Origin of the sequence: Pseudomonas benzopyrenica (genome assembly GCF_036884265.1) — a bacterium.
GTDB lineage: Bacteria > Pseudomonadota > Gammaproteobacteria > Pseudomonadales > Pseudomonadaceae > Chryseomonas > Chryseomonas benzopyrenica.
Map to the genome: position 1 here is coordinate 3,283,451 of NZ_CP145723.1, position 20,970 is coordinate 3,304,420.

The 20,970-nt window shown below is 58.5% G+C and carries 23 protein-coding genes, 1 tRNA gene and 1 riboswitch; of the genes, 15 read left to right on the forward strand and 9 right to left on the reverse strand.

The window, feature by feature from the left end; all coding sequences use genetic code 11:
• The first annotated feature begins 12 nt into the window (after positions 1–12).
• Together V6W80_RS15480 and V6W80_RS15485 are read left to right on the forward strand one after the other, a co-directional pair.
• The gene (locus tag V6W80_RS15480) at positions 13–414 is read left to right on the forward strand and encodes a VOC family protein (protein ID WP_027602301.1); all 402 of its coding nucleotides are present in this window, start codon (positions 13–15) and stop codon (positions 412–414) included.
• Entirely contained in the window at positions 411–1,388 is a 978-nt protein-coding gene (locus tag V6W80_RS15485) for a saccharopine dehydrogenase family protein (protein ID WP_338544758.1), read from the forward strand. The genes V6W80_RS15480 and V6W80_RS15485 overlap by 4 nt, the downstream gene beginning before the upstream one ends.
• A gap of 29 nt (positions 1,389–1,417) precedes the next feature.
• Here V6W80_RS15485 and V6W80_RS15490 read toward each other — a convergent pair whose 3' ends face one another.
• On the reverse strand, positions 1,418–2,020 hold the full coding sequence (locus tag V6W80_RS15490; protein WP_027602299.1) for a TetR/AcrR family transcriptional regulator: 603 nt from the start codon (positions 2,018–2,020) through the stop codon (positions 1,418–1,420).
• Positions 2,021–2,180: 160 nt separating this feature from the next.
• On the opposite strand from V6W80_RS15490, the gene V6W80_RS15495 reads away from it, so the two are divergent.
• From V6W80_RS15495 to V6W80_RS15525, 7 genes are all read left to right on the forward strand, one after another.
• A complete protein-coding gene (locus V6W80_RS15495; protein WP_027602298.1) occupies positions 2,181–2,921 on the forward strand; it encodes an SDR family NAD(P)-dependent oxidoreductase in 741 nt (246 codons plus the stop codon).
• Between the two features lie 80 nt (positions 2,922–3,001).
• Positions 3,002–3,412: a VOC family protein gene (locus V6W80_RS15500; RefSeq protein WP_338544759.1), complete on the forward strand. Its 411-nt coding sequence runs from the start codon at positions 3,002–3,004 to the stop codon at positions 3,410–3,412.
• A 442-nt stretch (positions 3,413–3,854) separates the two neighbouring features.
• A complete protein-coding gene (locus V6W80_RS15505) occupies positions 3,855–4,292 on the forward strand; it encodes a TIGR03757 family integrating conjugative element protein (RefSeq protein ID WP_338544760.1) in 438 nt (145 codons plus the stop codon).
• Positions 4,293–4,300: 8 nt separating this feature from the next.
• Positions 4,301–5,236 carry a TIGR03756 family integrating conjugative element protein gene (locus tag V6W80_RS15510; protein ID WP_430707723.1) on the forward strand — a complete coding sequence of 312 codons (936 nt, stop codon included), beginning with the start codon at positions 4,301–4,303 and terminating at the stop codon, positions 5,234–5,236.
• A 17-nt stretch (positions 5,237–5,253) separates the two neighbouring features.
• The gene (locus V6W80_RS15515; RefSeq protein ID WP_338544761.1) at positions 5,254–6,627 is read left to right on the forward strand and encodes an integrating conjugative element protein; all 1,374 of its coding nucleotides are present in this window, start codon (positions 5,254–5,256) and stop codon (positions 6,625–6,627) included.
• A 2-nt stretch (positions 6,628–6,629) separates the two neighbouring features.
• A complete protein-coding gene (locus V6W80_RS15520; protein WP_338544762.1) occupies positions 6,630–6,992 on the forward strand; it encodes a hypothetical protein in 363 nt (120 codons plus the stop codon).
• A 9-nt stretch (positions 6,993–7,001) separates the two neighbouring features.
• Complete coding sequence (locus V6W80_RS15525) at positions 7,002–8,579, forward strand: conjugal transfer protein TraG N-terminal domain-containing protein (RefSeq protein WP_338544763.1); 1,578 nt, start codon at positions 7,002–7,004, stop codon at positions 8,577–8,579.
• A 40-nt stretch (positions 8,580–8,619) separates the two neighbouring features.
• Here the strand turns inward: V6W80_RS15525 and V6W80_RS15530 are convergent, their stop codons facing one another.
• The 3 genes from V6W80_RS15530 to V6W80_RS15540 all read right to left on the reverse strand — a co-directional run bounded on the left by V6W80_RS15530 (position 8,620) and on the right by V6W80_RS15540 (position 10,552).
• Positions 8,620–9,003 (reverse strand): DUF3742 family protein, encoded by a 384-nt coding sequence (locus V6W80_RS15530; RefSeq protein ID WP_338544764.1) that lies wholly within the window; start codon positions 9,001–9,003, stop codon positions 8,620–8,622.
• A gap of 284 nt (positions 9,004–9,287) precedes the next feature.
• A complete protein-coding gene (locus V6W80_RS15535) occupies positions 9,288–10,010 on the reverse strand; it encodes an anti-sigma factor family protein (protein ID WP_108576350.1) in 723 nt (240 codons plus the stop codon).
• Positions 10,011–10,039: 29 nt separating this feature from the next.
• Positions 10,040–10,552 (reverse strand): RNA polymerase sigma factor, encoded by a 513-nt coding sequence (locus V6W80_RS15540; RefSeq protein ID WP_027597937.1) that lies wholly within the window; start codon positions 10,550–10,552, stop codon positions 10,040–10,042.
• Between the two features lie 130 nt (positions 10,553–10,682).
• Here V6W80_RS15540 and V6W80_RS15545 point away from each other — a divergent pair, with 130 nt between their 5' ends.
• The 4 genes from V6W80_RS15545 (at position 10,683) to V6W80_RS15560 (ending at position 14,195) form a co-directional block, all read left to right on the forward strand.
• Positions 10,683–11,036, forward strand: a complete 354-nt coding sequence (locus tag V6W80_RS15545; RefSeq protein ID WP_051398701.1) for a DUF305 domain-containing protein — start codon at positions 10,683–10,685, stop codon at positions 11,034–11,036.
• Positions 11,037–11,041: 5 nt separating this feature from the next.
• Positions 11,042–12,502 (forward strand): YncE family protein, encoded by a 1,461-nt coding sequence (locus V6W80_RS15550; RefSeq protein ID WP_037007585.1) that lies wholly within the window; start codon positions 11,042–11,044, stop codon positions 12,500–12,502.
• A 25-nt stretch (positions 12,503–12,527) separates the two neighbouring features.
• Positions 12,528–12,902, forward strand: a complete 375-nt coding sequence (locus V6W80_RS15555) for a COG4315 family predicted lipoprotein (protein ID WP_027597935.1) — start codon at positions 12,528–12,530, stop codon at positions 12,900–12,902.
• A 129-nt stretch (positions 12,903–13,031) separates the two neighbouring features.
• Positions 13,032–14,195 carry a TDT family transporter gene (locus tag V6W80_RS15560; RefSeq protein ID WP_027597934.1) on the forward strand — a complete coding sequence of 388 codons (1,164 nt, stop codon included), beginning with the start codon at positions 13,032–13,034 and terminating at the stop codon, positions 14,193–14,195.
• 165 nt (positions 14,196–14,360) lie between these two features.
• Here V6W80_RS15560 and V6W80_RS15565 read toward each other — a convergent pair whose 3' ends face one another.
• The 3 genes from V6W80_RS15565 to V6W80_RS15575 all read right to left on the reverse strand — a co-directional run bounded on the left by V6W80_RS15565 (position 14,361) and on the right by V6W80_RS15575 (position 16,795).
• Positions 14,361–14,711: a DUF190 domain-containing protein gene (locus V6W80_RS15565; RefSeq protein WP_027597933.1), complete on the reverse strand. Its 351-nt coding sequence runs from the start codon at positions 14,709–14,711 to the stop codon at positions 14,361–14,363.
• 10 nt (positions 14,712–14,721) lie between these two features.
• Positions 14,722–15,105 (reverse strand): fluoride efflux transporter CrcB, encoded by a 384-nt coding sequence (gene crcB, locus V6W80_RS15570; RefSeq protein ID WP_027597932.1) that lies wholly within the window; start codon positions 15,103–15,105, stop codon positions 14,722–14,724.
• 107 nt (positions 15,106–15,212) lie between these two features.
• Positions 15,213–15,273, reverse strand: a riboswitch (Fluoride riboswitch).
• 151 nt (positions 15,274–15,424) lie between these two features.
• Positions 15,425–16,795 (reverse strand): IS3 family transposase, encoded by a 1,371-nt coding sequence (locus V6W80_RS15575; protein ID WP_081049679.1) that lies wholly within the window; start codon positions 16,793–16,795, stop codon positions 15,425–15,427.
• A 189-nt stretch (positions 16,796–16,984) separates the two neighbouring features.
• Here V6W80_RS15575 and mobH point away from each other — a divergent pair, with 189 nt between their 5' ends.
• Entirely contained in the window at positions 16,985–18,850 is a 1,866-nt protein-coding gene (gene mobH / locus V6W80_RS15580; RefSeq protein ID WP_338544765.1) for a MobH family relaxase, read from the forward strand.
• A 356-nt stretch (positions 18,851–19,206) separates the two neighbouring features.
• Positions 19,207–19,980 (forward strand): site-specific integrase, encoded by a 774-nt coding sequence (locus tag V6W80_RS15585; protein ID WP_338547454.1) that lies wholly within the window; start codon positions 19,207–19,209, stop codon positions 19,978–19,980.
• Between the two features lie 178 nt (positions 19,981–20,158).
• Here the strand turns inward: V6W80_RS15585 and V6W80_RS15590 are convergent.
• Positions 20,159–20,234, reverse strand: a tRNA-Lys gene (locus V6W80_RS15590).
• Positions 20,235–20,294: 60 nt separating this feature from the next.
• A complete protein-coding gene (queC, locus tag V6W80_RS15595) occupies positions 20,295–20,969 on the reverse strand; it encodes a 7-cyano-7-deazaguanine synthase QueC (protein ID WP_338544766.1) in 675 nt (224 codons plus the stop codon).
• Position 20,970 lies beyond the last annotated feature (1 nt).

Here is a 20,970-nt window from a genome sequence, read left to right on the forward strand (position 1 = left end):
GAGGACTATGACGTGCTGGATCATGTTTTTCTATCCGTTAGCGACATCGAGCGCTCCATTCGTTTTTACGAAGCGGCACTGTCGCCGCTTGGCATCAACGCACGTCTGGACTATGACGGCAAGAACGGCCCGCCAGGTCATCCGGATCTCAAAGGCTTCGGCGCCAATGGCCGAGTGTTCTTCTGGCTGCGCGAGGGTGTGGTCGAGGGACGGGCTGCTCACGTCGGGTTTGTCGCGAGCAGCAAGGCTGAGGTCAAGGCTGCCTATGCCGCCGCTATGAGCCAGGGAGCCGTTGACAATGGCGCGCCTGGTGCCCGGCTGCATTACGACCCGAATTATTACGCCGCGAACGTGCTAGACCCGGATGGTTACAGTGTGGAATTCGTCTACAAAAACTGGCAGCACGCGCAATGAAGACACTACTGATTTACGGCGCGACGGGTTACACCGGGCGCATGGCCGCTGAGCGAGCGAAAGCACTAGGTCTAACTTTCGAAATAGCGGGACGTACGGTTGATCGACTTGAAGATCTTGCCGCGCAACTGGATGTTCCTTACCGCGTGTTCGGAGCAGATGCTCAGGCGGCAGAGGCGCTGGATGGTATAGACGTCCTATTGAACTTCGCAGGGCCTTTCGCGCAAACAGCTGAGGCGTTGATGCGCGCGTGCATGCAGGCTGGTGTTGACTACCTAGACATCACGGCCGAGATTAATATCTACCGGCTCGCGGAGCGGCTGGGTGCTCAAGCTGGCGAGGCGGGCGTGATGCTTCTGCCTGGCGTCGGCTGGGACGTTGTCCCCACGGACTGCCTGGCCATGCATGTGGCCCAGCGGGTTGCGGACCCTCATGCGCTGAGCATTGCGCTGCAGGTTCCCGGGTCGATGTCTCGGGGTTCGGCGATGAGCGTCAGCGAAATCATCGGCGCAGGGTTGCTCGCAAGGATCGACGGTGAACTCGTGGCAACGCCTGATGCGCAGTCACGCCAGTTTGATTTTGGCGACGGGCCGGTGACGTGCCAGCCGTTGTCTTTCGGTGATCTGGTGACGGGGTGGCATTCGACAGGCATCCCCAACATCGCGATGTTCGTGCATATCTCGGGCGAGGCTTTTCCCAAGGGCGACTTATCACAACTGCCTGATGGTCCCAGCGTCCATGAGCGGGACACCCATCGGGCTTGCGCGGTTGCAGAGGTCACCGCGGCGGATGGCAGCGTTGCAAGATCCATGATCGAAACGGTGAACGGATATTCCTACACGCCGCTGGCCGCCATTGAAGCTGCGCGCCGGGTGTTAAGCGACGATCGCAAGCCTGGTTTTGAAACGCCAGCTCGCATTTTCGGTGGTGAATTTGCGGAGAGCATTGCCGGAACGACCATCACTGATCGCTGACTTCCGTAGGTAGCGTCTATGCGGGTTGCTCAGAAATTCGTAGCGCCGTCGCGAGTTTCGAACTCGAGGGAAATCAATTTGCCGGCAAGCTGCGCCACTTCCGCCAGGCGCTTGCGAGACATGCCACTGCATGCCGCCGCCGATAGGCCCCGCAGGGTGATAAGCACGTAGTCAGTCAGAACCTGACCGGCTTCCGGGCGGACCTGATCAAGGTAACGGCGTATCGCCTGGTTCCCGGCGTTGCCCAGTTTCTCGGCCATATCGCGGGCGGTCGGATCGTCCGCGCGCATACCCTCGGTAATCAGACAGCCACGCAAAGCCCGGTCTCGCCCGTACTGCTTCGCAGCGGTAATCAGCAGTGCGGTCAGTGCTTCTGCGGGCGGTCGATCCGGTCCCAGCAGCCTGTCCATAGGCAGCGCGCTTTCACTGGCGTAGCGATGCATCGCGCGCTCGAACAGCTCGGCTTTGCTGCCATATGCGGCGTAAAAGCTCGGCGGCTTGATGTTCATGGCCTCGGTCAGGTCGGTCAGGCTGACCGCGTCGAAGCCGCGCTGATGAAATAGCGCCTGTGCGATGGCTATCCCTTGCTCACGGTCGAAGGGAGGGCGGCGCTGCCGGTTTTTCTCGTTCATGGCGATCTCGTTCCTGTCGGTTTGATTAATTTAGCGATCACTACAAGAGATTTCAATCACAGATCGATGGTCAGGCTTATATAGCAGTCACTAAATATGTTGCGCCCAGGTGTCTGTGTATGTAGTGTTCACTATATATTCACCCGCGCAGGTATTTCCCATGTTGTTTGAAAACAAGGTTGTTCTGGTCACTGGTGGCTCTTCGGGCCTGGGTTTCGCCATCGCTGAAGCCTTCGCCAGCCAGGGCGCTAAGCTGGTCATCACCGGGCGCCGCCAGCCTCAGCTCGACGAAGCCGTTAAGAGCCTCGGCGAGAACGCCTCTGCCGTATGCGCGGACATTTCGAACCTTGGTGACCTGACCCAGCTGTTCAGCCACATCAGCGGGGTGCATGGCCATATCGACGTATTGATCGCCAATGCCGGGACGGGTGAAATCGAGCCCTTGGGCGCAATCACCGAAGCAGGTTTCGATCGGCTCTTCACGACCAATGTCAAAGGCACGACCTTCACTGTGCAAGGCGCGCTGCCGTTGATGGGTAAGGGGAGCAGCGTCGTCGTCATCGGCTCGACCGCCTCGATCAACCCCGGCCCCGGCCTGAGTGTCTACGGAGCCACCAAGGCCGCGCTCCGTTCGCTGGTGCGCAGCTGGGTTCTGGATATCAAAGGATCCGGTGTACGCATCAACCTGCTCAGCCCTGGCCCCGTGGACACCCCGTCCCTGCGCAACGTTCTGGGTGAGAACGCGCAGGAGGTGATCGATGCCCTTAGCGAGAAGAGCACGCTCGGTCGGATCGGCCAGGCATATGAGATAGGTCAGGCCGCGCTCTTCCTGGCGAGCGATGCATCGAGCTATGTCAATGGAGCTGAGCTGTTCGCCGATGGTGGTGCATCTCAGGTTTGATACTCACACGGAGCGGCCCCGCGCTGTCAACGACGCGCTCTACCAACCTGCCGATTCATGAGCGTTTATGGAGATACTTGATGAGCAAATTTGCTGGGTCAGCAATCGATCATGTAGGCCTCGGGGTTTCGGACATTTCGCATGCTCAAGCCTTCTACGAACCTGCGCTCAGGCCGCTTGGGATTGAGTTGCTGATGAGCATCAAGGCCGATCCGCCAGCTTCAACACCTCGACGACTGGGGTTCGGCTCTGAAGGAAAGCCGTTTTTATGGTTGCATGCTGCGCTTCCCCCCAGTCACGGGACGCACATAGCTCTGATCGCAGAGAGTCGTGACGCGGTCGATGCGTTCTATGCGGCCGCCATTGCCGCTGGCGGACAAGATAACGGAGCGCCCGGCATCAGGCGCCATTACCACCCCAGTTACTACGCGGCGTATGTGCTAGGTCCTGAGGGAGTGAATCTGGAAGCGGTTTGCCAGCTAACTGCTTAGTGCTGAGCCTCGCACCCCTTTCAATCGAGTCACAGCTAGGACGGCCCTTGATCAACATGCTGTTCCCTTGTTTCACTTGGGACATGCAGAAGCGCTTCGGACTCGAACGGGTTCCACCTCATTTCTACGGACAGGCTAGGCTCGGATACGGCTACCGCCGAATGGCTGTTTCTGGAGCAATGATCTGTCTGCGGAATATTCAGGCGTTCGTTAAAAGGCAGCTTTTAGTCGACTGCCGCCCCCCGCGAAGGTCTGCAATGGGTCGGTAGCCGACTGAGGCACTCGCTGTCGAGAAGACGCATTTGCTTTGGAAACCCACAGCAGACTCCATACGTCCGGGTGTGGGTATTTCAACCTCCAGCGACGTAGATATGGTTTCCCGCTGACCCAGCCCTCCTGATCGCGTTTCCTGTACCAGCCACTTCTTTGCCTGGTACTGCTCATGCCCATCTTCTCTCCTACCGCCCCAGCAGCCATGCCAGCACGCCTGCTGGGCTTTGTCTTGGCCACCTGCTGCACCCCCTTCGCCATAGCGGATGTGCTGGCCATCTCCGACGCTGCTCACCCCCTCACCAATAGCGTCGGCGCCCGAGTGGTGCTCTTGGATGCCCCGGAGCGCCTTGAGCAGCAGCTCTCCGAAGGCCTGCCGGCGGAACCGCGACAGGCTGTAGCCATCATGCAGCAGCGGAGGCGCTCTGCCTCAGCCCAGCAGCTGGGCCGTGACCTCGCCAAGGCGCACCAGGACGTGGCTGATGCGTGGAGCCTAGGCGTGGCCAAGCTGCCGGCCGTCGTGGTGGATCGTCGGTATGTGGTCTATGGCCAGCCCGACGTGGCGGCCGCCGTAGCCAGCATCGAGCGCTACCGGAGCAGTGGACGATGAGTCGGCCCATGCAGCGTCTACGGCGCCTTGCGCTGGCCATCCCTATGGCGACCAGCCTGCAGGCAGTTGCAGCCGTCACCACCGCAACCATCGTGTCGTCTTCGCTCTCGCCTGACTGCCTGGAATACAAGGTGGTCGGCATCTGCTACTGGCTGTTCTGCACCCCCTACGGCTGCAAGGTGAAGACCTCGGCCAAGGTGCGGCACTTCGTGCCCGATGCCGTGGTGTCCAGCTACGCCAATACCGGCGAGAGCCCGTGGACGGAGATGGCCTCTTTCAGCACCGTCAGCAGTGTCGCCGCCGGCGGCAATGACCCAGGCGACAGCGCGACCCAGGCCAACACCACCATCAGCGCTCGCTTCAAGAACACGGATGTCATTGGCCACCCGGGCGGCTACGCCTTCAGCCAGTTCGCCAGCGGCTCTGGCTATGTCTGCAAGGGCGCCGGTACCGCCTACATGCCGTATCTGCTGAGCGACTACGACTACCTTGCTTGGCGGTACGGCATCCCCGAGGCCGTCTATCCGGAAGCTCTCATCCCGGGCAAGCGCGAAGTGGGCGGCACCCTGTCCGGCGACCTATGGGGCAACGTCTATCCACGCAGCGGTTTCCTGCATCAGCCCGATGACTACAAGGCCGCGGCGGTCATGGCCCAGCGCGCCGGCGATGTGGTCACGCGCCCTGGCCAGATCCACGTCTACCAGTCGCTGCTGGCCCAGGCCGAGGACGGCTACTGGCCTGCAGGCGAGCTGGTTGAGGGCGACGCCACCACCGGCAAGTGGCAGGAGCTCACACCCACGCTGAGCCAGAGCTGCGCAGCCTTCCCTAACCCGGGCCCACACGTCCAGGACGCCGTGGGCGCCTATGCCTGGGCGCTATGGCGCCCCTACAGCTGCTGCAAGCGTGAAGGCCAGGTCTTCCTGGGCAGCACCGACTTTCAATGATCAGGGAGCCGTCGATCATGAGTACCACTCGCCTCACCCTGCTGGCCAGCACCTGCCTAGCCGGCCTTCTCCTCGGCAGTGCTGTCCAGGCGACCGAGCCCTACCGTGTGCAGTCCCAAGGCAGCGTCATCGGTGACGACGTGCTCTACAGCATCGGCGGCGGCAATGCCGTGTCGATGGGCAGCGTCGGCAACATGGACAGCATCCAGATTGGCGGTGGCTGGAACACCAACCTGATCTGCGGAAACATGAGCCTCACCAACACCCTGCAGAACCAGCTCAACGGGGCCACCCAGGGCTTCCAGACCATTATGAGCTCGGTGCTGCAGAACGCCACCGGCGCCGTTGCTTCCCTGCCCGGCCTGATCCTGCAGCGCGCCAACCCGGGCCTGTACAACCTCATCACCAACGGCATTGGCCAGGCGCGCCTGGACTTCGACCGCTCGAAGGGCACCTGCCGCGCGATCGCCGACAAGATGCTCGATGTCGCCGGCGGCCAGGTCGGCTGGAACAAGCTCGCCGAAGGTGAGGCGATGAAGTCGGCCGCTGCCGGCACCACTGATGCGGTGGCCGCAATCAACCAAGTCGAGCAGAAGAGCGGGAATGAGGGGGTGACCTGGGTCGGTGGGAGCAAAGCTGGGGGCAGCGGCCAGCAGCCTATCAAGGTGGTCGGCGACGTCACCAAGGCCGGCTACAACATGCTCAGTGGCCGCTCACCCACCGCTACCGGCTCGATCCCGGCCAGCAGTTGCAACGGCGGTCTCGTCTGCAGCACCTGGTCGTCGCCGCAGGAGGCTGCGACTTTCGCCACCCGCGTCCTGGGCGAGCAACAGCAGCAGACCTGCGACAACTGCCAGAAGACCGTGACCCAGGCTGGGGTCGGCCTCACTCCGCTGATACAGGAAACCTACGACACCAAGCTCAAGGCGGTAAATGCGCTGATCGCCGGCACCCAGCCGATGACAGCCGAGAACCTGGCCGCGGCCGGTAGCAATTCCATTCCGATCACCCGCGGCATCATCGAATCGCTACGCACCGAACAGGACCAGGACGTGCTAGCCAAGCGGCTCGTCTCCGAGGTCTCCCTGGCCGATGTCATCGAGAAGGCGCTGTCGCTGGTTCGTACCTTGGCCGCTGGCCGTGAGGAGCCCAACGTCGCCGCCAACCAGGTCGCCCAGACGCAGGTCGACCAGAACGCTGCCAACCTGCAGGCCGAGATCCAGAACCTCAAGACCGAGCTGGACATGCGCCGGGAGCTGGCCGGCAATTCGCCGACCACCATTCTGCAGCGCGCCTCGATCCGCAAGGACGCTTCCAAGGGCATCTTCCAGGGCGATCCACTGCCAAACCGGCTGGATCGCACCGAGAACCCGGCGAAGAAGGGTGAATGACCATGACGACTTCCTCCTGGTCTCGCCGCGCCCTAGCGGTGCTCAGCTTCAGTCGGCGCGGTTTAGGCCTGACCTGGTCACTGCTGTGGCCCTTCCTGCTGGCGGTAGCTATCGCCCTGGGCTTCGTGCTTGTGACGGCCTGGGGCTTCGGCGACCTGCAGAGCTACCGCCAGTGGCAGGCCGATCACCATGGCCACTTCTTGGTGTGGCGGCTGTGCCTATACACCGGCTTGATCTGCTGCTGGTGGCCGGTCAGGCGTCGTCTGATAGCCGTGACCGACGAGCGCGGACGTATCTACCGCTGTGAGGCGCTCGCCCTGGTGGTCATCGGTCTTTTCGAACTGCGCAACGCCGGCGTGCTGTAGGAGATCGCCATGCAGCTCTATACCAACGACTACCTCGAGTACTACCTGACCCTCGTGGGCTGGATCATCAACAGTGGCATCTGGGAGATGATCGGCGGGACCGGTCTGTTTGCCGCGCCGTTCGCCGCCATCATCATCCAGGAGTGGCTGCGCGCCCGGGGCGAAGGCCAGGACGAAGGCAACAAGGGGGCCTTGAGCCTGGCGCGTATCGAGAACCGATTCTTCGTGGCGTTAATCGTCATCATGCTCGGCCTGATGCCGCTCCCGAATGCGAACGTCAGCTTCTCCACCATCCAGTACGACCAGACTCGCTCCAAGCAATGCCAGGTCGATGTGCCCAAGCCGGACGGAACGGGCTGGGAGACATCGTTCAGCACCCTCAACGGCAAGAGCGCCCAGGTGCCACTGTGGTGGATGGTGGTCCACGCGCTTTCGAAGGGCATGGCGGCGGGCGCCGTGGCCAGCATTCCCTGTGGTCAGGATCTGCAGCAGCTGCGCATGGAGGTTAACGCCGAGCGGATCGACAATCCCCTCCTCGCCCAGGAGGTCGCCGACTTCACCAACGACTGCTACGCCCGGGCCCGCGCCAAGCTGTTCATGACCCAGCCCACCCTGAGCGACAAGCAGTACCTGGACGTCAGCTGGATCGGTTCGAAGTACTTCCTAAGCACCAGCGGCTACTACAGCGACGGCAGCTCGGGCTTCCGCTCCCATACCCCGCGTACGGCATGGCCCTACGACGCCACCCGGGACGCGGGACTGGCACAGACCACGGGCGGCGGTGGCTATCCCACCTGCACCCAATGGTGGTCGGATGGCTCCAAGGGCCTCAGGGCAAGACTGCTGGCACAGGTTGAACCGGACATCCTGACCAAGCTGGCCAAGTGGGCGAGCTTCATGTCTCAGGACGAGGTGAATGACTCAGTGATTCGGGACCTAGTGTCGCCGAAGAAGCAGACGCTGACGCAGGGGCAAGTATACGGGGACTACGGCGGCCAGATTGGCAGCTCGTTGTACAACGACGCCGCCAGGGTCACAGCTGGCCTGGGACAGGCAGTAGGCTCGCTCGCTTACTTCCCGGCCATGGACAGCGTCCGGCAGGCCGCGCCGATGGTGATGGCCTTCCTCAAGATGGCTTTGATCATCTGCATCCCGATCGTACTGGTGCTGGGAACCTATGACCTCAAGGTGGCCATGACCCTCACATTCGCCCAGTTCGCGCTGATCTTCGTGGATTTCTGGCTGCAACTGGCGAGGTGGGTCGACAGCACCATCATGGATGCGCTGTATGGCACCGGGATCTACAAGGTCAACAACACCGCACCGCACGCGAACTTCGACCCCATCATCGGCCTGAGCAACATGCAGGGAGACATGCTGCTGAATTACGTCATGGGCGCGATGTTCTTGATACTGCCAGTATTTTGGATGACAGCAATGACTTGGGCTGGCTATCAGGTAGGAGGCCTTGCAAATGGCTTAAGTGTTGGAACACAAGATGCCAAGACGGCGGGAAGAGGAGGTGCGGATGTGATGATGGGGCCGTTAAAAGCAGGAATTGACGCTAGCGGTAGCAAGAAAGGCTGAAGATTATCAGGGCGGTGCGGTATTACCGTACGCCCTGTTTTCAGTCGTGTTGCTTCAGGCCATTGGCGTCGTAGTATCCGAAGCCTTGGAGACCGGTTTGATAACCCTCTTCAGTCTCAAACTGGCTACCAATAGCACTACTTCCCGAACCCTCAAGAGAGGCCTCCCCAGAAGTGGAGCGCGAGAGGTAATAGGCGATAGCCAACAAGCCAATGACTGGGACGACAACTCCAGCCGACCAAGCAAGTAAAACGACAACTGCAGCTAGGCGAACCAGCCACATGAGCAGCCTGAAGATCGCTTTCGGGATCCCCACTCTACCTAGAGCATTCCAGAATCGGGCCTCGATTCTCAATACGACGGAAACGGCACGACCTAGGCCTTGGCCAAGCCGAGATGCGGTCGAAGGAGAGTTGATGCTCATTTGGATACCCAGTAATTCTTCAAAAGGGATGTCGTTATGACATCACTTATACGCCCCAGCTCACTAGCCCGCAACAGCTTCATCGTTCTAAAACCAATCGCAAATTGGGTTCTCTGTGACATCAATCAAGGGGTTAGAGGCGAAAATGGGCTGGAGCAAAGGTGGGAATGGAAGGGAGCTCCAAGGGTAAAAGCCCTACCAGAAAGGGCTCCGCCTTCGGTGAAATGACCCCCAAATGTTGGACAGGGTTGGTTTCAAGCAACGAGCACTGGTCTGAACGGGAACTAGAGAGGTGGCCTCTGCGAGATCGCCTCACGCAAGGTATCAAACGATGCTTCGCTAGGACTCACCAACGCAAAGTTGTAGCCCTGTCCTGACCAATAGTCAGCCGTAACATCGCTTTCCCTACGAGATCCGTGGCCAACGTCGCGCTGGCTGTTGGGATGCCGCACATAGAAGATCACTTGGCGCCCTTTCGTATCCCGGTAGAGCACCATCGCGGCGGCGCCGGTGTCCGTGGCCATGAGACGACCACCCACTGGGATCAAGCCGAAGCGCTCCAGGTTAGGGAGGGCGGGCGCCTGCACAAATGTCCTTTCAAGCCAATGCTGAATCGCACCGTCCTGGCCGGTTACATCGACTGGCGGCCGCCCCTCGGCGCTCGCAAATAGTCGATAAGCCTCCACGGCATCCGCCATTGGAACGTGCGCCCGCCGCAGCATCGATTCCCGTGCCTGCCACCCTAAGCCGCTACCCAGGCCTAACGTCAGCACTAGCGAAGCGAGATAAGTCATACGTCTTTTACGTCTGGCGACTATCCGGTGTCGCACGACTGCTGGCATAAGGTGTGTCGGTAAAGGCTCAAGCACGGGAGAAAAAATCAGCCGTAGCCGACGATTCTGCTCGCGGATATCAGCTACCCGTGCGGCATCTTCCGGATGGGTTGCAAGATAGCGCATCACCTCCTCGTGCCGCAGCGCATCCAACTGATTGTCGGCATAAGCCATCAACTCTTCAGGAGTAGGAGGTCGATACATCATTTCAATACTCGCAAAGCGGCGGTAGCCAAAGGACTTTCGTGGATCTGTCTCAAGGCCGCGCGTGCCCGCGCCAAACGAGACATGACGGTTCCCAGTGGAATGCCAAGCGCCTGTGATACATCGCGATAGCTCATGCCTTCCACCGCGACCAACAGCAGCAGGGCACGCTGTTCGTCATTGAGTCTCTCAAGATTCGTCAACGCTTCTTGATCCAGATAGATCGTCTCAGCCGAAGGCTCAACCGGGACCTCTTGGAATCCCAGCCACTCCAACAGACGACCATAGCGGCGCTCACGACGTCGGCCATCAACGAATTGGCGGTACAGGATGGTGAACAGCCAGGCTCGCACATCACCGGCGGGACAGCGCGTGTTCCCATGCGTAAGCGCCCGTTCTAGACAACTCTGGACCAAGTCATCGGCGCTGGCTTCGTGACGAGTAAGCGATCTTGCGAAGCGACGCAGAGACGGTAGTAGCTGAGAAAGCATGGCGTCATCAAGCATGGACATTCCCCTGGTATCGCTGACAGACGCTTGAGCTGACCTTTTATTCCCCACAATTTTTATTTTTGTAGGTATGGAATAACCCAGACCGTACAAACGTCTGCATTGGAAACTCACCAGTCTGCTGGAGCGCCACGTGTTTTCAGTCAAACACCCGTTGTTGGCAGTCACCCTTCTGGTGCTCGTGCTTCCCATTGCCTGGGCCGAACCTGATAGCAGCGCCGCCACGGCGCAGGCCGACAACCGCCAGGCCATGGATCAGATGATGGCCGCGATGCACAAGCCCAGCAGTGGCAACGTAGACCGCGACTTTGTGACCCAGATGACGGCACATCACCAGGGTGCGATCGAAATGGCACGGATCCAATTGCGGTATGGCCATAACGAACGCCTACGCCGTCTGGCCCAAGAGATCATTGTCACCCAACAACAGGAAATCGCCGTCATGCAGCAGGCGCTTTCTGAATTGCCCGCCTCTCCAACTCGGTAATCCTCATGCCTCGATTGTCGCTCACCCCGCTCGCCGCTGTGTTGTTAGTAATCTCCTGCACCGCTTCAGCCGGTCAAGTTCCGCGTGCTGCTGCACAACCGGACATCACGATTAGTTCCCAAGACCGTGTGTATACGGCGGAGCAGTTCTCCAACACGGTATCGGTGATTGATCCCAGCACGGAAAAATTGCTCGGCGTCATCACCCTAGGCGACAGCCAACCCAAGAACTTGAGTCCTTTGTACAAGGGCGAGCTACTGGTGCATGGCTTGGGATTTTCGCCAGATGGGCGAACCTTGGCCGTCGTAGCGATAGGCTCGAACTCCGTGTCCTTCATCGACACCGCCAACAACCAGGTGAAGGGTAAAACCTATCTGGGTCGCGCGCCTCATGAAGCCTTTTTCACCCCTGACGGCAAAGAGCTCTGGGTCACGGTACGGGGCGAGGACTATATCGCCGTGATCGACCCGGTGACTTTCAAAGAGAAGACGCGAATTGGCGTACCGCCAGGCCCTGGCATGCAGATCTTCTCCCCTGATGGCCGCTATGGCTACGTCTGCTCCTCGTTCACTCCGGAAACCGTAGTGGTTTCGGTTGCCGAGCATCGAATTGTTGGCCGCGTCGCTCAGGCGAGTCCCTTCTGCCCCAACATCGCTGCGTCTGCAGATGGCCAACAGGTCTGGCTCACCCTAAAAGATGTCGGTAAGACCCAGGTGTTCGCAGCCAAACCGCCGTTCAGCTTGATTAAGACGCTTGATACTGGCGCGATCACTAATCACGTCAACTTGGTTCGCAATGCCCGCGGAAGCTTCGCCTATGTAACGGTAGGCGGAGAAAATCGAGTCAAGGTCTTCCGAACCGATGATTTCAGCCAAGTCGCCAGCATTCCTGTTGGCGCTTTGCCCCACGGTCTCTGGCCGTCAGGAGATGGCACGCGGTTGTACGTGGGACTAGAGAATGCTGACAGTGTGGCCGTCATCAATACGCTGACCAATAGCGTTGAAACCACTGTACCCGTGGGGCAGGCGCCCCAGGCTTTGGTCTACGTTCCCCGCGCCGCTACCCAGGGCGCTGGGCTGGCAAATCTTAAGCCGTTAGGGAGCGCCGCCAAGAGTATTCAGATCGCCCTGGCTCCGCCGGGTCAACACGAACGTCATACCACTCAGGTGACACTTTTCGACCAGGGCTTGACTCAGGTCCTGCAGGCCTCGGTTACGGGCCTGGTGGCCAAGCAGCCCTATGTACTAGCGTTGGCTCGTCATGCAGACGGTAGCGGCGCTCTTGAGTCTCTCGCCGCTTTTCAAACCAATCCCGCCGGCGCAGCTATCGTGAATGCGGTAGGACCGATACGCCAACTGGTTCAGCAATCCCAGGCGGATGAACAGCGCTACCTCGTCATCGCACCTGGTGCAGCCGATGCGCCAGGTGCTCCCGTGCAAGTGCAAGTGCTCCAATCGAAATACTAATAACCAATAACCATCGAGGTCCAGCATGCTCAGACAAGTGTTGATTGCCACTGCCATTTTCTCCATGACAGGGCTGGCCGTGGCGGCCACGCCCGCCAAGGTTGGCGACACCACCTTGGGTAAGGTGCTTGTGGATGAAAAGGGTATGACGCTTTACACCTTCACCAAGGACAGCGAGGGTAAGTCCGCCTGCAACGGCCCGTGCGCCAAGAACTGGCCGCCGCTGATGGCACCGGCAGGGGCCAAGAGCGGTGACGGCTATACCGTAGTACAGCGTGAGGATGGTAGCCAGCAATGGGCCTATAAGGGGCAGCCACTCTATACCTGGGTAAAGGACAGCAAGCCCGGTGAAACGACCGGTGAAGGTGTCAATCAAGTCTGGCACGTCGCGAAGCCTTGATCGTGGAGCAGTCCCTGCGGACAGCGGGGACTGCTTATCTATTTAGTAGATTACTTTTTATATCATATTCAATTTTTCAGATAATCGAGCCGGGCTAGACTGTTTGCATTCCTCAGCGGAGCTCACCTCATGACATTAAAGGATGCTATAGCCCTGCGCACCGGCGGCAAGCCGCTCAGCCAGCTCAAGCAGCCGCTCGAAGTCGTTCGCCAGTTCACCCCCAACTGGTTTGCGGCAACGATGGGCACCGGTATTTTGGCAATCGCCTTAGCGAGTTTTCCCGCGTCGGTACCCGGCTTGCGTCTGATCGCCGAAGGACTGTGGCTGTTCAACATCTTGCTTTTCGTTCTATTCAGCGGCTTGTATGCCGCTCGCTGGATCTTGTTCTACAACGAAGCCAAGCAAATTTTTGCCCACTCCACCGTATCGATGTTCTTCGGCACCATTCCGATGGGGTTGGCAACAATCATCAACGGGATGCTGATCTTTGGGCTGCCACGATGGGGTGAGGTGGCTGTCACGATTGCCACCGGACTTTGGTGGGTCGATGCGGCCATGGCACTGGTTTGCGGAGTAGCGATTCCGTACCTGATGTTTACTCGTCAGCAGCACAGCATCGATCAAATGACGGCGGTATGGTTGCTACCTGTGGTAGCCGCCGAAGTGGCCGCTGCCAGTGGCGGGCTGTTGGCACCGCACCTAGCCGACGGCGGGCACCAATTCACCGTGCTGGTGACCAGCTATGTGCTTTGGGCCTATTCGGTACCTGTCGCCCTAAGTGTCCTCGTGATCCTGCTATTGCGGATGGCACTGCACAAGCTGCCTCACGAGAACATGGCTGCATCGAGCTGGTTATCGCTTGGCCCCATTGGTACAGGTGCGTTGGGTCTGCTCGTGATGGGCAGCGACGCGCCGGTCATCTTCGCTGCTCACGGTATGGCCGGAATTGGCGCCGTCGCGCAGGGGCTAGGCGTAATTGGCGGGATCCTACTATGGGGACTCGGCTTGTGGTGGATGAGCCTTGCCATACTGATCACGCTGAAGTACGCGCGCCACGGCATCCCTTTCAACCTGGGATGGTGGGGTTTTACTTTTCCACTGGGCGTCTATGCCGTCACGACGCTACGTTTGGGAAGCACGCTTGGGTCAGGTTTCCTTACCGTCTTCGGTGCCTTTTTGGTCGTCGCCTTGACTGCTCTGTGGGCGGTGGTCGCGGGACGCACCCTAGCCGGTGCCTACCGCGGGACGCTGTTCGTCTCGCCTTGCATTGCTCATCTGCAACCACGCAAATGAGGTCGATTAGGTGGCGCCTCGCTGAGCAACGCTACCAAGCTAGGACCATCAGCCCACTCTCTACGACGAGTGAGCTGATGAGTCCGCAAATGGGGCTCAGTGAAAGCCATCCCTTGATGCCGTTGGTTACCGCGGCCGCCTTAACCGATTCAAAGGTGCGTCAGCTCAGGACGAGGATGACTCTGTCTCTTGGGAAGGGCGGTGGCGTCCTACCGTGCCAATCTCGGCAGGCGTCTTGATGTAGAACAGTGCCAAGTCTTCCGATTCGAGGCGTTGAAACAGCATGTCGTGTTGAATTTGAGTCAGCGCCATCGTTACCTGGATGGGCTGATCGGCAAGCTCAAAAAAATGAGCGGAGTGGCGTTTTCCATCTTGGCCAAAGCCTTCAGCCGCCACTGACAACGTTGCGCCACTTAGGTGAAGCTCTTTAGCAAGATCCAGAAGCCAATCTCCAATCTGCTGATGTTCATGGCGACGATTTTGTTCGGTATAGAACGTAACGAGATAGTCGTTCATGCTATTGCCTTTAGCGTGGGTGCAGCAGGTTGATGGTCAAGATACCCAGGGCTGTCATGCACAGGGACCCCACGACATGAACGCTGATTGCAGTCAGCGCCATGAGCAGCCTTCCTTGCTGGATTAGCATCAGTGTCTCAGCAGAAAACGTCGAGAAGGTGGTTAAGCCGCCGCAAAATCCGGTGATCAGAAACAGCCGCCATTCAGGCGCAATCCCGGGCCAAGCAGCGAAGATGGCTACGGCCATTCCGATGATGTAGCCACCTACAAGATTCGCAACGACCGTCCCAGGCGGGAGCGACGGGAACCAGGCATTTAGCTTCAAGCCCAGTATCCAACGGAGCCAGGCACCCAAGGTCGCACCGAGTGCGATGGCTATGAGCGGCTTCAGCATGGAACGTCTCCCAAGGGGAATGGAAGACTAGGGGCCGGGGAGGGATATGGTCGGTGCATAGCGCTGTCCTCGAAAAAGACAGGGCGCACCTACGCACCCTGCCAAGGGGTTACGTAGGCATCATCAGCACGAGGCGGTTTGAGGAGGAATGCCATCTCCTTAGCGGATCATAGCAGCGCAGCAGATGACTTTGAAGATGGCTCGTTCTTGAAGCCGACATGCCTGCCACTGCTTATTGAGACCCGGAGCATGCCTGCACTCCTCAAACGCCGAGGGTCTAGAAACCGATCGACTCTGCGGTAGCTATGAGGCAAACGTCCTATTCGTCACAGGTATTCACAGCTTTCGCTATTGCCAGACGATATTCAGCTGGACTGCGCCCACCCAGTGCCAATTTGATTCGCTCCTTATTGTAGTAGTCGATATAGGCCCGAATTGCTACTGCCAGCTCCTCTACGCTTGAGAACCTGTTGCAGTGGAAAAGCTCAGATTTTAGTACTGCAAAAAAGCTTTCCATTGCCGCATTGTCGAGGCAATTGGCTCGCCTTGACATACTCTGAGTCAGTCCATGCTGACGGATCAGCTGTTGGTAGGCAGGGTATTGATAGTGCCAGCCTTGATCGGAATGGATGAGCGGTTTCTCATGAGGCCGAAGGGTCTTCAATCCGTCTTTCAACATACGTAAGACCATCTCGAACGATGGGCGCTCACTTATCTCGAAAGCCACAATTTCCTTATTGAAGAGGTCAAGAATCGGTGACAGGTATAGCCGGTTTTGATTGACACGAAACTCCGTTATGTCAGTCGCCCACCGCTGATTGGGCTGCGGTGCGGTAAAGCGGCGTTCCAGCAGGTTAGGCGCCACGCAGGACTCCGGCCCTGTGAATGGACGATAGCGACGGCGTCGCAGCGTGCACTTTAACGACATTTCGCCCATCAGCCGCTGTACTGCCTTGTGATTGATCTGCTGCCCCTGATTGCGTAGCGCCTGCGTGATGCGGCGATAGCCATAGCGACCCCGATGATGCGCGAACATCGTCCGGATGCTCTCTTTGCGGGCACCTTGTTTGTCTGGTTGGCGAGTGACCTTGAGGTGGTAGTAGAAGCTGCTTCGAGGAAGACATGCTCCCTGAAGAAGCGCATCAAGTGGATATCGTGACCGCAACTCCTGCACGATAAGTGCTTTCTGCTGATTGTCCAGGTCACTGTCCTTGAGACCCAAGCTCATGGCTTTGCGCAGAAAGGCGTTTTTGACCTGCAGATAGGCAACCTGCTTTTCCAGCTCTCGGACTGGGTTTGCGATGTGGGGCTTGAAAGCGGATGGATCTGGAACGGGAAGAAGGGGCAAGGAGTCACCTCTGCGTTTGCTGGCCAACCCCTCGATACCATACCTCTGCCACGCATCGACCCAGCGCTGCATTTGGGAGCGATTGAGACTAAATCGCTCACTAGCCCGTCGGATTGATAGGCCTTCGACGATCTGTCGCACCACCTCGATCTTGAAATCGATGCTGTGATAACGATAACGCTTTTGTAGAGCCGCTTTTCCGTGATTGGCATAGGCGCCAATCCATCCTTTTACCTGCACCACGCTGACGTCATGCACCCTAGCGAGGTGGCCGTAGCTGCAATCGCCCTTTTGGTACTGAGCGACGATCTTCAATTTGAACGCTAGAGAGTACTTGGGCATGGTACGCCTTCAAGGCAGCGTCCAACTTTCGGGGGTCATTTCACGGCTTCGAATAGCAAAGGGAGCCCAGGCTCCTGACCATAGTAGCCATTCGCCTTCCCAACCTTCCGAGCAGTGATAGCGGTTTACCATTGTTCGCTCACCGCTGCTGATCGACAACGCAGGCCCAAGAACTACCAAGGGCATGCCATGTTCGATCTCTTTTTCAGGAAGAAAGCCCCATCCTCCGCAACTGCAGGCCCCAGCAAACAGGGCTTCACCAAGCCGTCTGCAAGCCAGGATCTCCTGGCGCTCCCTCGCCGGCAGAAGCTCATCGAGAACATCTGGCAGCGGACGTCGCTGTCCCGCGAGCAGTTCGCCTCACTCTATCGGGATCCTCTCGGGCGCTACGCTGACCTGGTCCAGCAGCTTCCAGCTTCGGAAAACCACCACCATGCCTATCCCGGGGGCCTGCTCGACCACGGGTTGGAGATCGTCGCCTACGCACTGAAGATCCGGCAGAACTACCTCCTCCCCATTGGCGCTCCGCCTGAGTCACAAGCAGCCCAGGCCGAAGCTTGGTCAGCAGCGGTAGCCTACGGCGCCCTCCTCCACGACTTGGGCAAGATCGCCGTCGACATCGAAGTCGTCCTCGAGGATGGCAAGCCATGGCACCCCTGGCACGGTCGCATTGAGAAGCCCTACCGCTTCAGATACGTCAAAGGTCGCGACTACCAGCTTCATGGCGCTGCCTCAGCACTCGTCTATTTCCAGGTGCTGCCGCCCCACGTGCTGGACTGGCTCAGTGGCTACCGTGAGCTATGGTCATCGCTGATCTTCGTGTTGGCCGGGCAATACCAGCACGCTGGCGTACTGGGCGAGATGATCGTCCAGGCCGACCAGGCGAGTGTCGCCCAGGAGCTCGGCGCCAACCCGCAACGTGCGATGGAGGCCCCCAGGAACACGATCCAGCGTCAACTGGCTGATGGGTTGCGCACCCTAGTCATTGAGAAGTTCAAGCTGAACCAGCCAGATGGGCCCTCGGACGGGTGGCTGACCCAAGATGCGCTATGGCTCGTCAGCAAGCCTGCCTCAGATCAGCTGCGGGCACTGATGCTCTCCCAAGGCGTGGAAGGTATCCCCACCTCGAATGCACCGTTCTTCAACCTGATCCAAGACCAGGCAATCATCCAGGTCAACGCTCAGGACAAGGCTATCTGGAAGGCAACGATCGACACCGGCCACGGCTGGAAGAACACCTTCACCTTACTCAAGGTCTCCCCCGCGTTGATTTGGCCAGATCCAGCGGATCGACCAGCTCCATTTACCGGCACTTTCACACTTGAGCAGCCGGAAGACCCCGAGCTAGATCAGCAGCGGCCTGCAACCGTGAGCGATATCACTACGCCATCATTCCCGATACCACAACGCGTGACGCATGTCACATCTTCACAAGAGATGCCTTCATCCGAAACACTGCCGCCGCCCGCATTCCAGACCGGTTTGGACCCCATGGACGAGACCCTTGCACTAGCAGATGAGCTCTTTGGTGAAGCGGCTCCATCTTCAGAAATTCCGACTTCTCAGCTGCTCCCTGACGCCACCCGAAACAACTTCACTGATTGCATCGCCGAGCACTCAGCAGAAGAGGCAATTTCGGCCAAGGACACAGCTGATCTCGGCCAAGCTTTCATAGCTTGGGCGCGGCAGGGCGTGCTTTCACACACGCTGGTGATCAACGATGCCAAAGCACTGATTCACACAGTGGATAGCACTGCGTTTCTCGTCAGCCCCGGATTATTCAAGCGCTATGCCTTGGAGCATCCTCACCTACAGAGGGAAGCCAAGGCGAGAGGGATTGAAACCTGGCAGCTGGTTCAACGCGGATTTGAAAAACTCAAAACTAACCGCAAGACACCGGACAATCTCAATATATGGACATGCGAGGTCATCGGCCCGCGGAAATCCAAACTGCTAAAAGGCTATCTTTTGAAGGACCCTGCTGCACTCTTCACGCGTCCCCTATTCGATAATATTAGCCTGCGACTGCAAGATATGGGAGCTAGCGAAAATTGAATATCATCGATATTGCTAGCGAATACAATGACACTCACGACCTCAGGCCAGCAACTAGAGTTATATACCTAGCAGCGGCCCGAGCATTAAGCCGAAGATTCGGCGATGACATCGATCTTGAGAGATTACACCATCGAGACATTCTGATCTGGCGCAAAGAAGCCCTGGATTCCGGACTAGCCAAACGCAGCTGGAATACTTACGCGAGCCATCTGAAAACTCTTTTCAGGTACGCCATTTCTCATGACTTACTGACCCTTCGCAAAAACCCCTTCACTGACACCTCTGTAGTTCCACCTAGAAAGCGGAAGAAAACTGTGCCTCACGAGGCCATCACCCAGGGTCGCAACCAGCTTATGAGGCTACAAGAGATCGAACGGGTATCAGGCGAACGCAGCAGCATAACCCCAGCTTGGTTCTGGCTATCTGTTTACGAAACCTTTCACTACACCGGAATTCGCCTGAATTCTTTATTAAGTATACAGAGACGAGACATCTGCCTAAGACGCAGAACTATTAATATTCGAAGCGAAGGGGACAAGACTCACAAAGAGTTTCTCCTACCCATTCCCGGACCTCTTTACGAGCACATAGACCGCGTTGTAGCGTGGGCAGACTCCCTGCATTTCAAAGCCACGGACCAGCTATTTAACGTCAATAGGTTCTCCTCGCATTACAGACGAGAAACTATGGATATAAATCAGATTGAGGCGATGTATAGAAAGCTGACGGCGATAGTAGGGACACGGATGACTCCCCATCGGTTCAGGCACACCCTGGCGTCCGACCTAATGCGACAAGCGGATCGCAACATTCACGTAGCCAAGGCCCTGCTGAACCACTCGAGCATCGCTACCACGATGGAATACATCGAGACGGATCCACACCAGATGCGTCATGTCCTCGAAGAACGTGCCGATAAGGTACCGAGAAGCCTGATCGCTCGAGTGGATTACAGCGCGCGGCAACACCAGGAACAGCGACTGGATCCACCTAAGCCACTCCCTTCCCTACCCTTTCAACAACCGGGGAGCATCTCCGGACCCTCCACGCCAGAAGCGTTCGATCAGCTCGCAGAATGGATCAGCAATGGGGTGAGACCGCTTACAGCGGTAGGAAGGCGTGGATAGCTACACAGCGGAGCTGACGTACAAAATTGCGCCCAGGCCATGCGGCGCCAGGCTCAGGGCGCTAGCTGGTTCAGTTTGACATCATCAAACTGTGAGGCTAGATTCCGCTCCAGACGGCTGCTTGTTTTTAGCTGCGAGGACGCAAAAACCCTCCATTGCGGAGGGTTTCTGGTGAAGATGGTGGGTCGTGTGGGATTCGAACCTACGACCAATTGGTTAAAAGCCAACTGCTCTACCGACTGAGCTAACGACCCGTTAGTGGCCGCCATTCTAGCGATTTTCTCAGGAGAATCAACACCCTAGATGAAATTTTTTTACTGGTAGCGGGTGGGGTCGGGAATCTTGGCCGCCTTGAAGCCTTCGGCGCGCAGGCGGCAGCTGTCGCAACGGCCGCAGGCCTCGCCTTCGCCGTTGGCCTGATAGCAGGACACGGTCAGACCGTAGTCCACGCCCAGCCGGGTACCGGTCTCGACGATCTGCGCCTTGGACAGATACTGCAGCGGGGCTTCGATCCTGAAGGTATCCCCTTCCACACCCGCCTTGGTAGCGAGATTGGCCAGGCGCTCGAAGGCCTCGACGAACTCCGGCCGGCAATCCGGATAGCCGGAGTAATCCACCGCGTTCACCCCGATGAAGAGATGGCGAGCGCCGATCACCTCGGCCCAACCCAGGGCTAGCGACAGGAACACGGTGTTGCGCGCCGGCACATAGGTAACGGGGATGCCGTCGCCCGGCGTCTCCGGCACGGCGATGTCCGGGTCGGTGAGGGCCGAGCCACCGATCCCGTTGAGATCCAGGCCGATCACCTTATGCTCGACGACACCCAGCTGACGCGCTACGCGCTCGGCGGCCTGCAGCTCGGCGCGATGGCGCTGGCCGTAGTCGAAACTCATGGTGTAGCAGGCGAAGCCCTGGGCCTTGGCCATGGCAACGATGGTGGCGGAATCCAGGCCGCCGGAAAGAAGGATGACCGCTTTAGGCTGACTCATG

Excerpts from the sequence above, each read along its gene's own strand:
- V6W80_RS15585 (WP_338547454.1), top strand. The coding sequence starts at position 19,207 with ATGAGGCTACAAGAGATCGAACGGGTATCAGGCGAACGCAGCAGCATA.
- V6W80_RS15490 (WP_027602299.1), bottom strand. The coding sequence starts at position 2,020 with ATGAACGAGAAAAACCGGCAGCGCCGCCCTCCCTTCGACCGTGAGCAA.
- V6W80_RS15550 (WP_037007585.1), top strand. The coding sequence starts at position 11,042 with ATGCCTCGATTGTCGCTCACCCCGCTCGCCGCTGTGTTGTTAGTAATC.
- V6W80_RS15485 (WP_338544758.1), top strand. The coding sequence starts at position 411 with ATGAAGACACTACTGATTTACGGCGCGACGGGTTACACCGGGCGCATG.
- V6W80_RS15530 (WP_338544764.1), bottom strand. The coding sequence starts at position 9,003 with ATGAGCATCAACTCTCCTTCGACCGCATCTCGGCTTGGCCAAGGCCTA.
- V6W80_RS15515 (WP_338544761.1), top strand. The coding sequence starts at position 5,254 with ATGAGTACCACTCGCCTCACCCTGCTGGCCAGCACCTGCCTAGCCGGC.
- V6W80_RS15540 (WP_027597937.1), bottom strand. The coding sequence starts at position 10,552 with ATGTCCATGCTTGATGACGCCATGCTTTCTCAGCTACTACCGTCTCTG.
- queC (WP_338544766.1), bottom strand. The coding sequence starts at position 20,969 with ATGAGTCAGCCTAAAGCGGTCATCCTTCTTTCCGGCGGCCTGGATTCC.
- V6W80_RS15555 (WP_027597935.1), top strand. The coding sequence starts at position 12,528 with ATGCTCAGACAAGTGTTGATTGCCACTGCCATTTTCTCCATGACAGGG.
- V6W80_RS15500 (WP_338544759.1), top strand. The coding sequence starts at position 3,002 with ATGAGCAAATTTGCTGGGTCAGCAATCGATCATGTAGGCCTCGGGGTT.
- mobH (WP_338544765.1), top strand. The coding sequence starts at position 16,985 with ATGTTCGATCTCTTTTTCAGGAAGAAAGCCCCATCCTCCGCAACTGCA.
- V6W80_RS15560 (WP_027597934.1), top strand. The coding sequence starts at position 13,032 with ATGACATTAAAGGATGCTATAGCCCTGCGCACCGGCGGCAAGCCGCTC.
- V6W80_RS15525 (WP_338544763.1), top strand. The coding sequence starts at position 7,002 with ATGCAGCTCTATACCAACGACTACCTCGAGTACTACCTGACCCTCGTG.
- V6W80_RS15510 (WP_430707723.1), top strand. The coding sequence starts at position 4,301 with ATGCAGCGTCTACGGCGCCTTGCGCTGGCCATCCCTATGGCGACCAGC.
- V6W80_RS15575 (WP_081049679.1), bottom strand. The coding sequence starts at position 16,795 with ATGCCCAAGTACTCTCTAGCGTTCAAATTGAAGATCGTCGCTCAGTAC.
- V6W80_RS15520 (WP_338544762.1), top strand. The coding sequence starts at position 6,630 with ATGACGACTTCCTCCTGGTCTCGCCGCGCCCTAGCGGTGCTCAGCTTC.
- V6W80_RS15495 (WP_027602298.1), top strand. The coding sequence starts at position 2,181 with ATGTTGTTTGAAAACAAGGTTGTTCTGGTCACTGGTGGCTCTTCGGGC.
- V6W80_RS15535 (WP_108576350.1), bottom strand. The coding sequence starts at position 10,010 with ATGGCTTATGCCGACAATCAGTTGGATGCGCTGCGGCACGAGGAGGTG.
- V6W80_RS15565 (WP_027597933.1), bottom strand. The coding sequence starts at position 14,711 with ATGAACGACTATCTCGTTACGTTCTATACCGAACAAAATCGTCGCCAT.
- crcB (WP_027597932.1), bottom strand. The coding sequence starts at position 15,105 with ATGCTGAAGCCGCTCATAGCCATCGCACTCGGTGCGACCTTGGGTGCC.
- V6W80_RS15505 (WP_338544760.1), top strand. The coding sequence starts at position 3,855 with ATGCCCATCTTCTCTCCTACCGCCCCAGCAGCCATGCCAGCACGCCTG.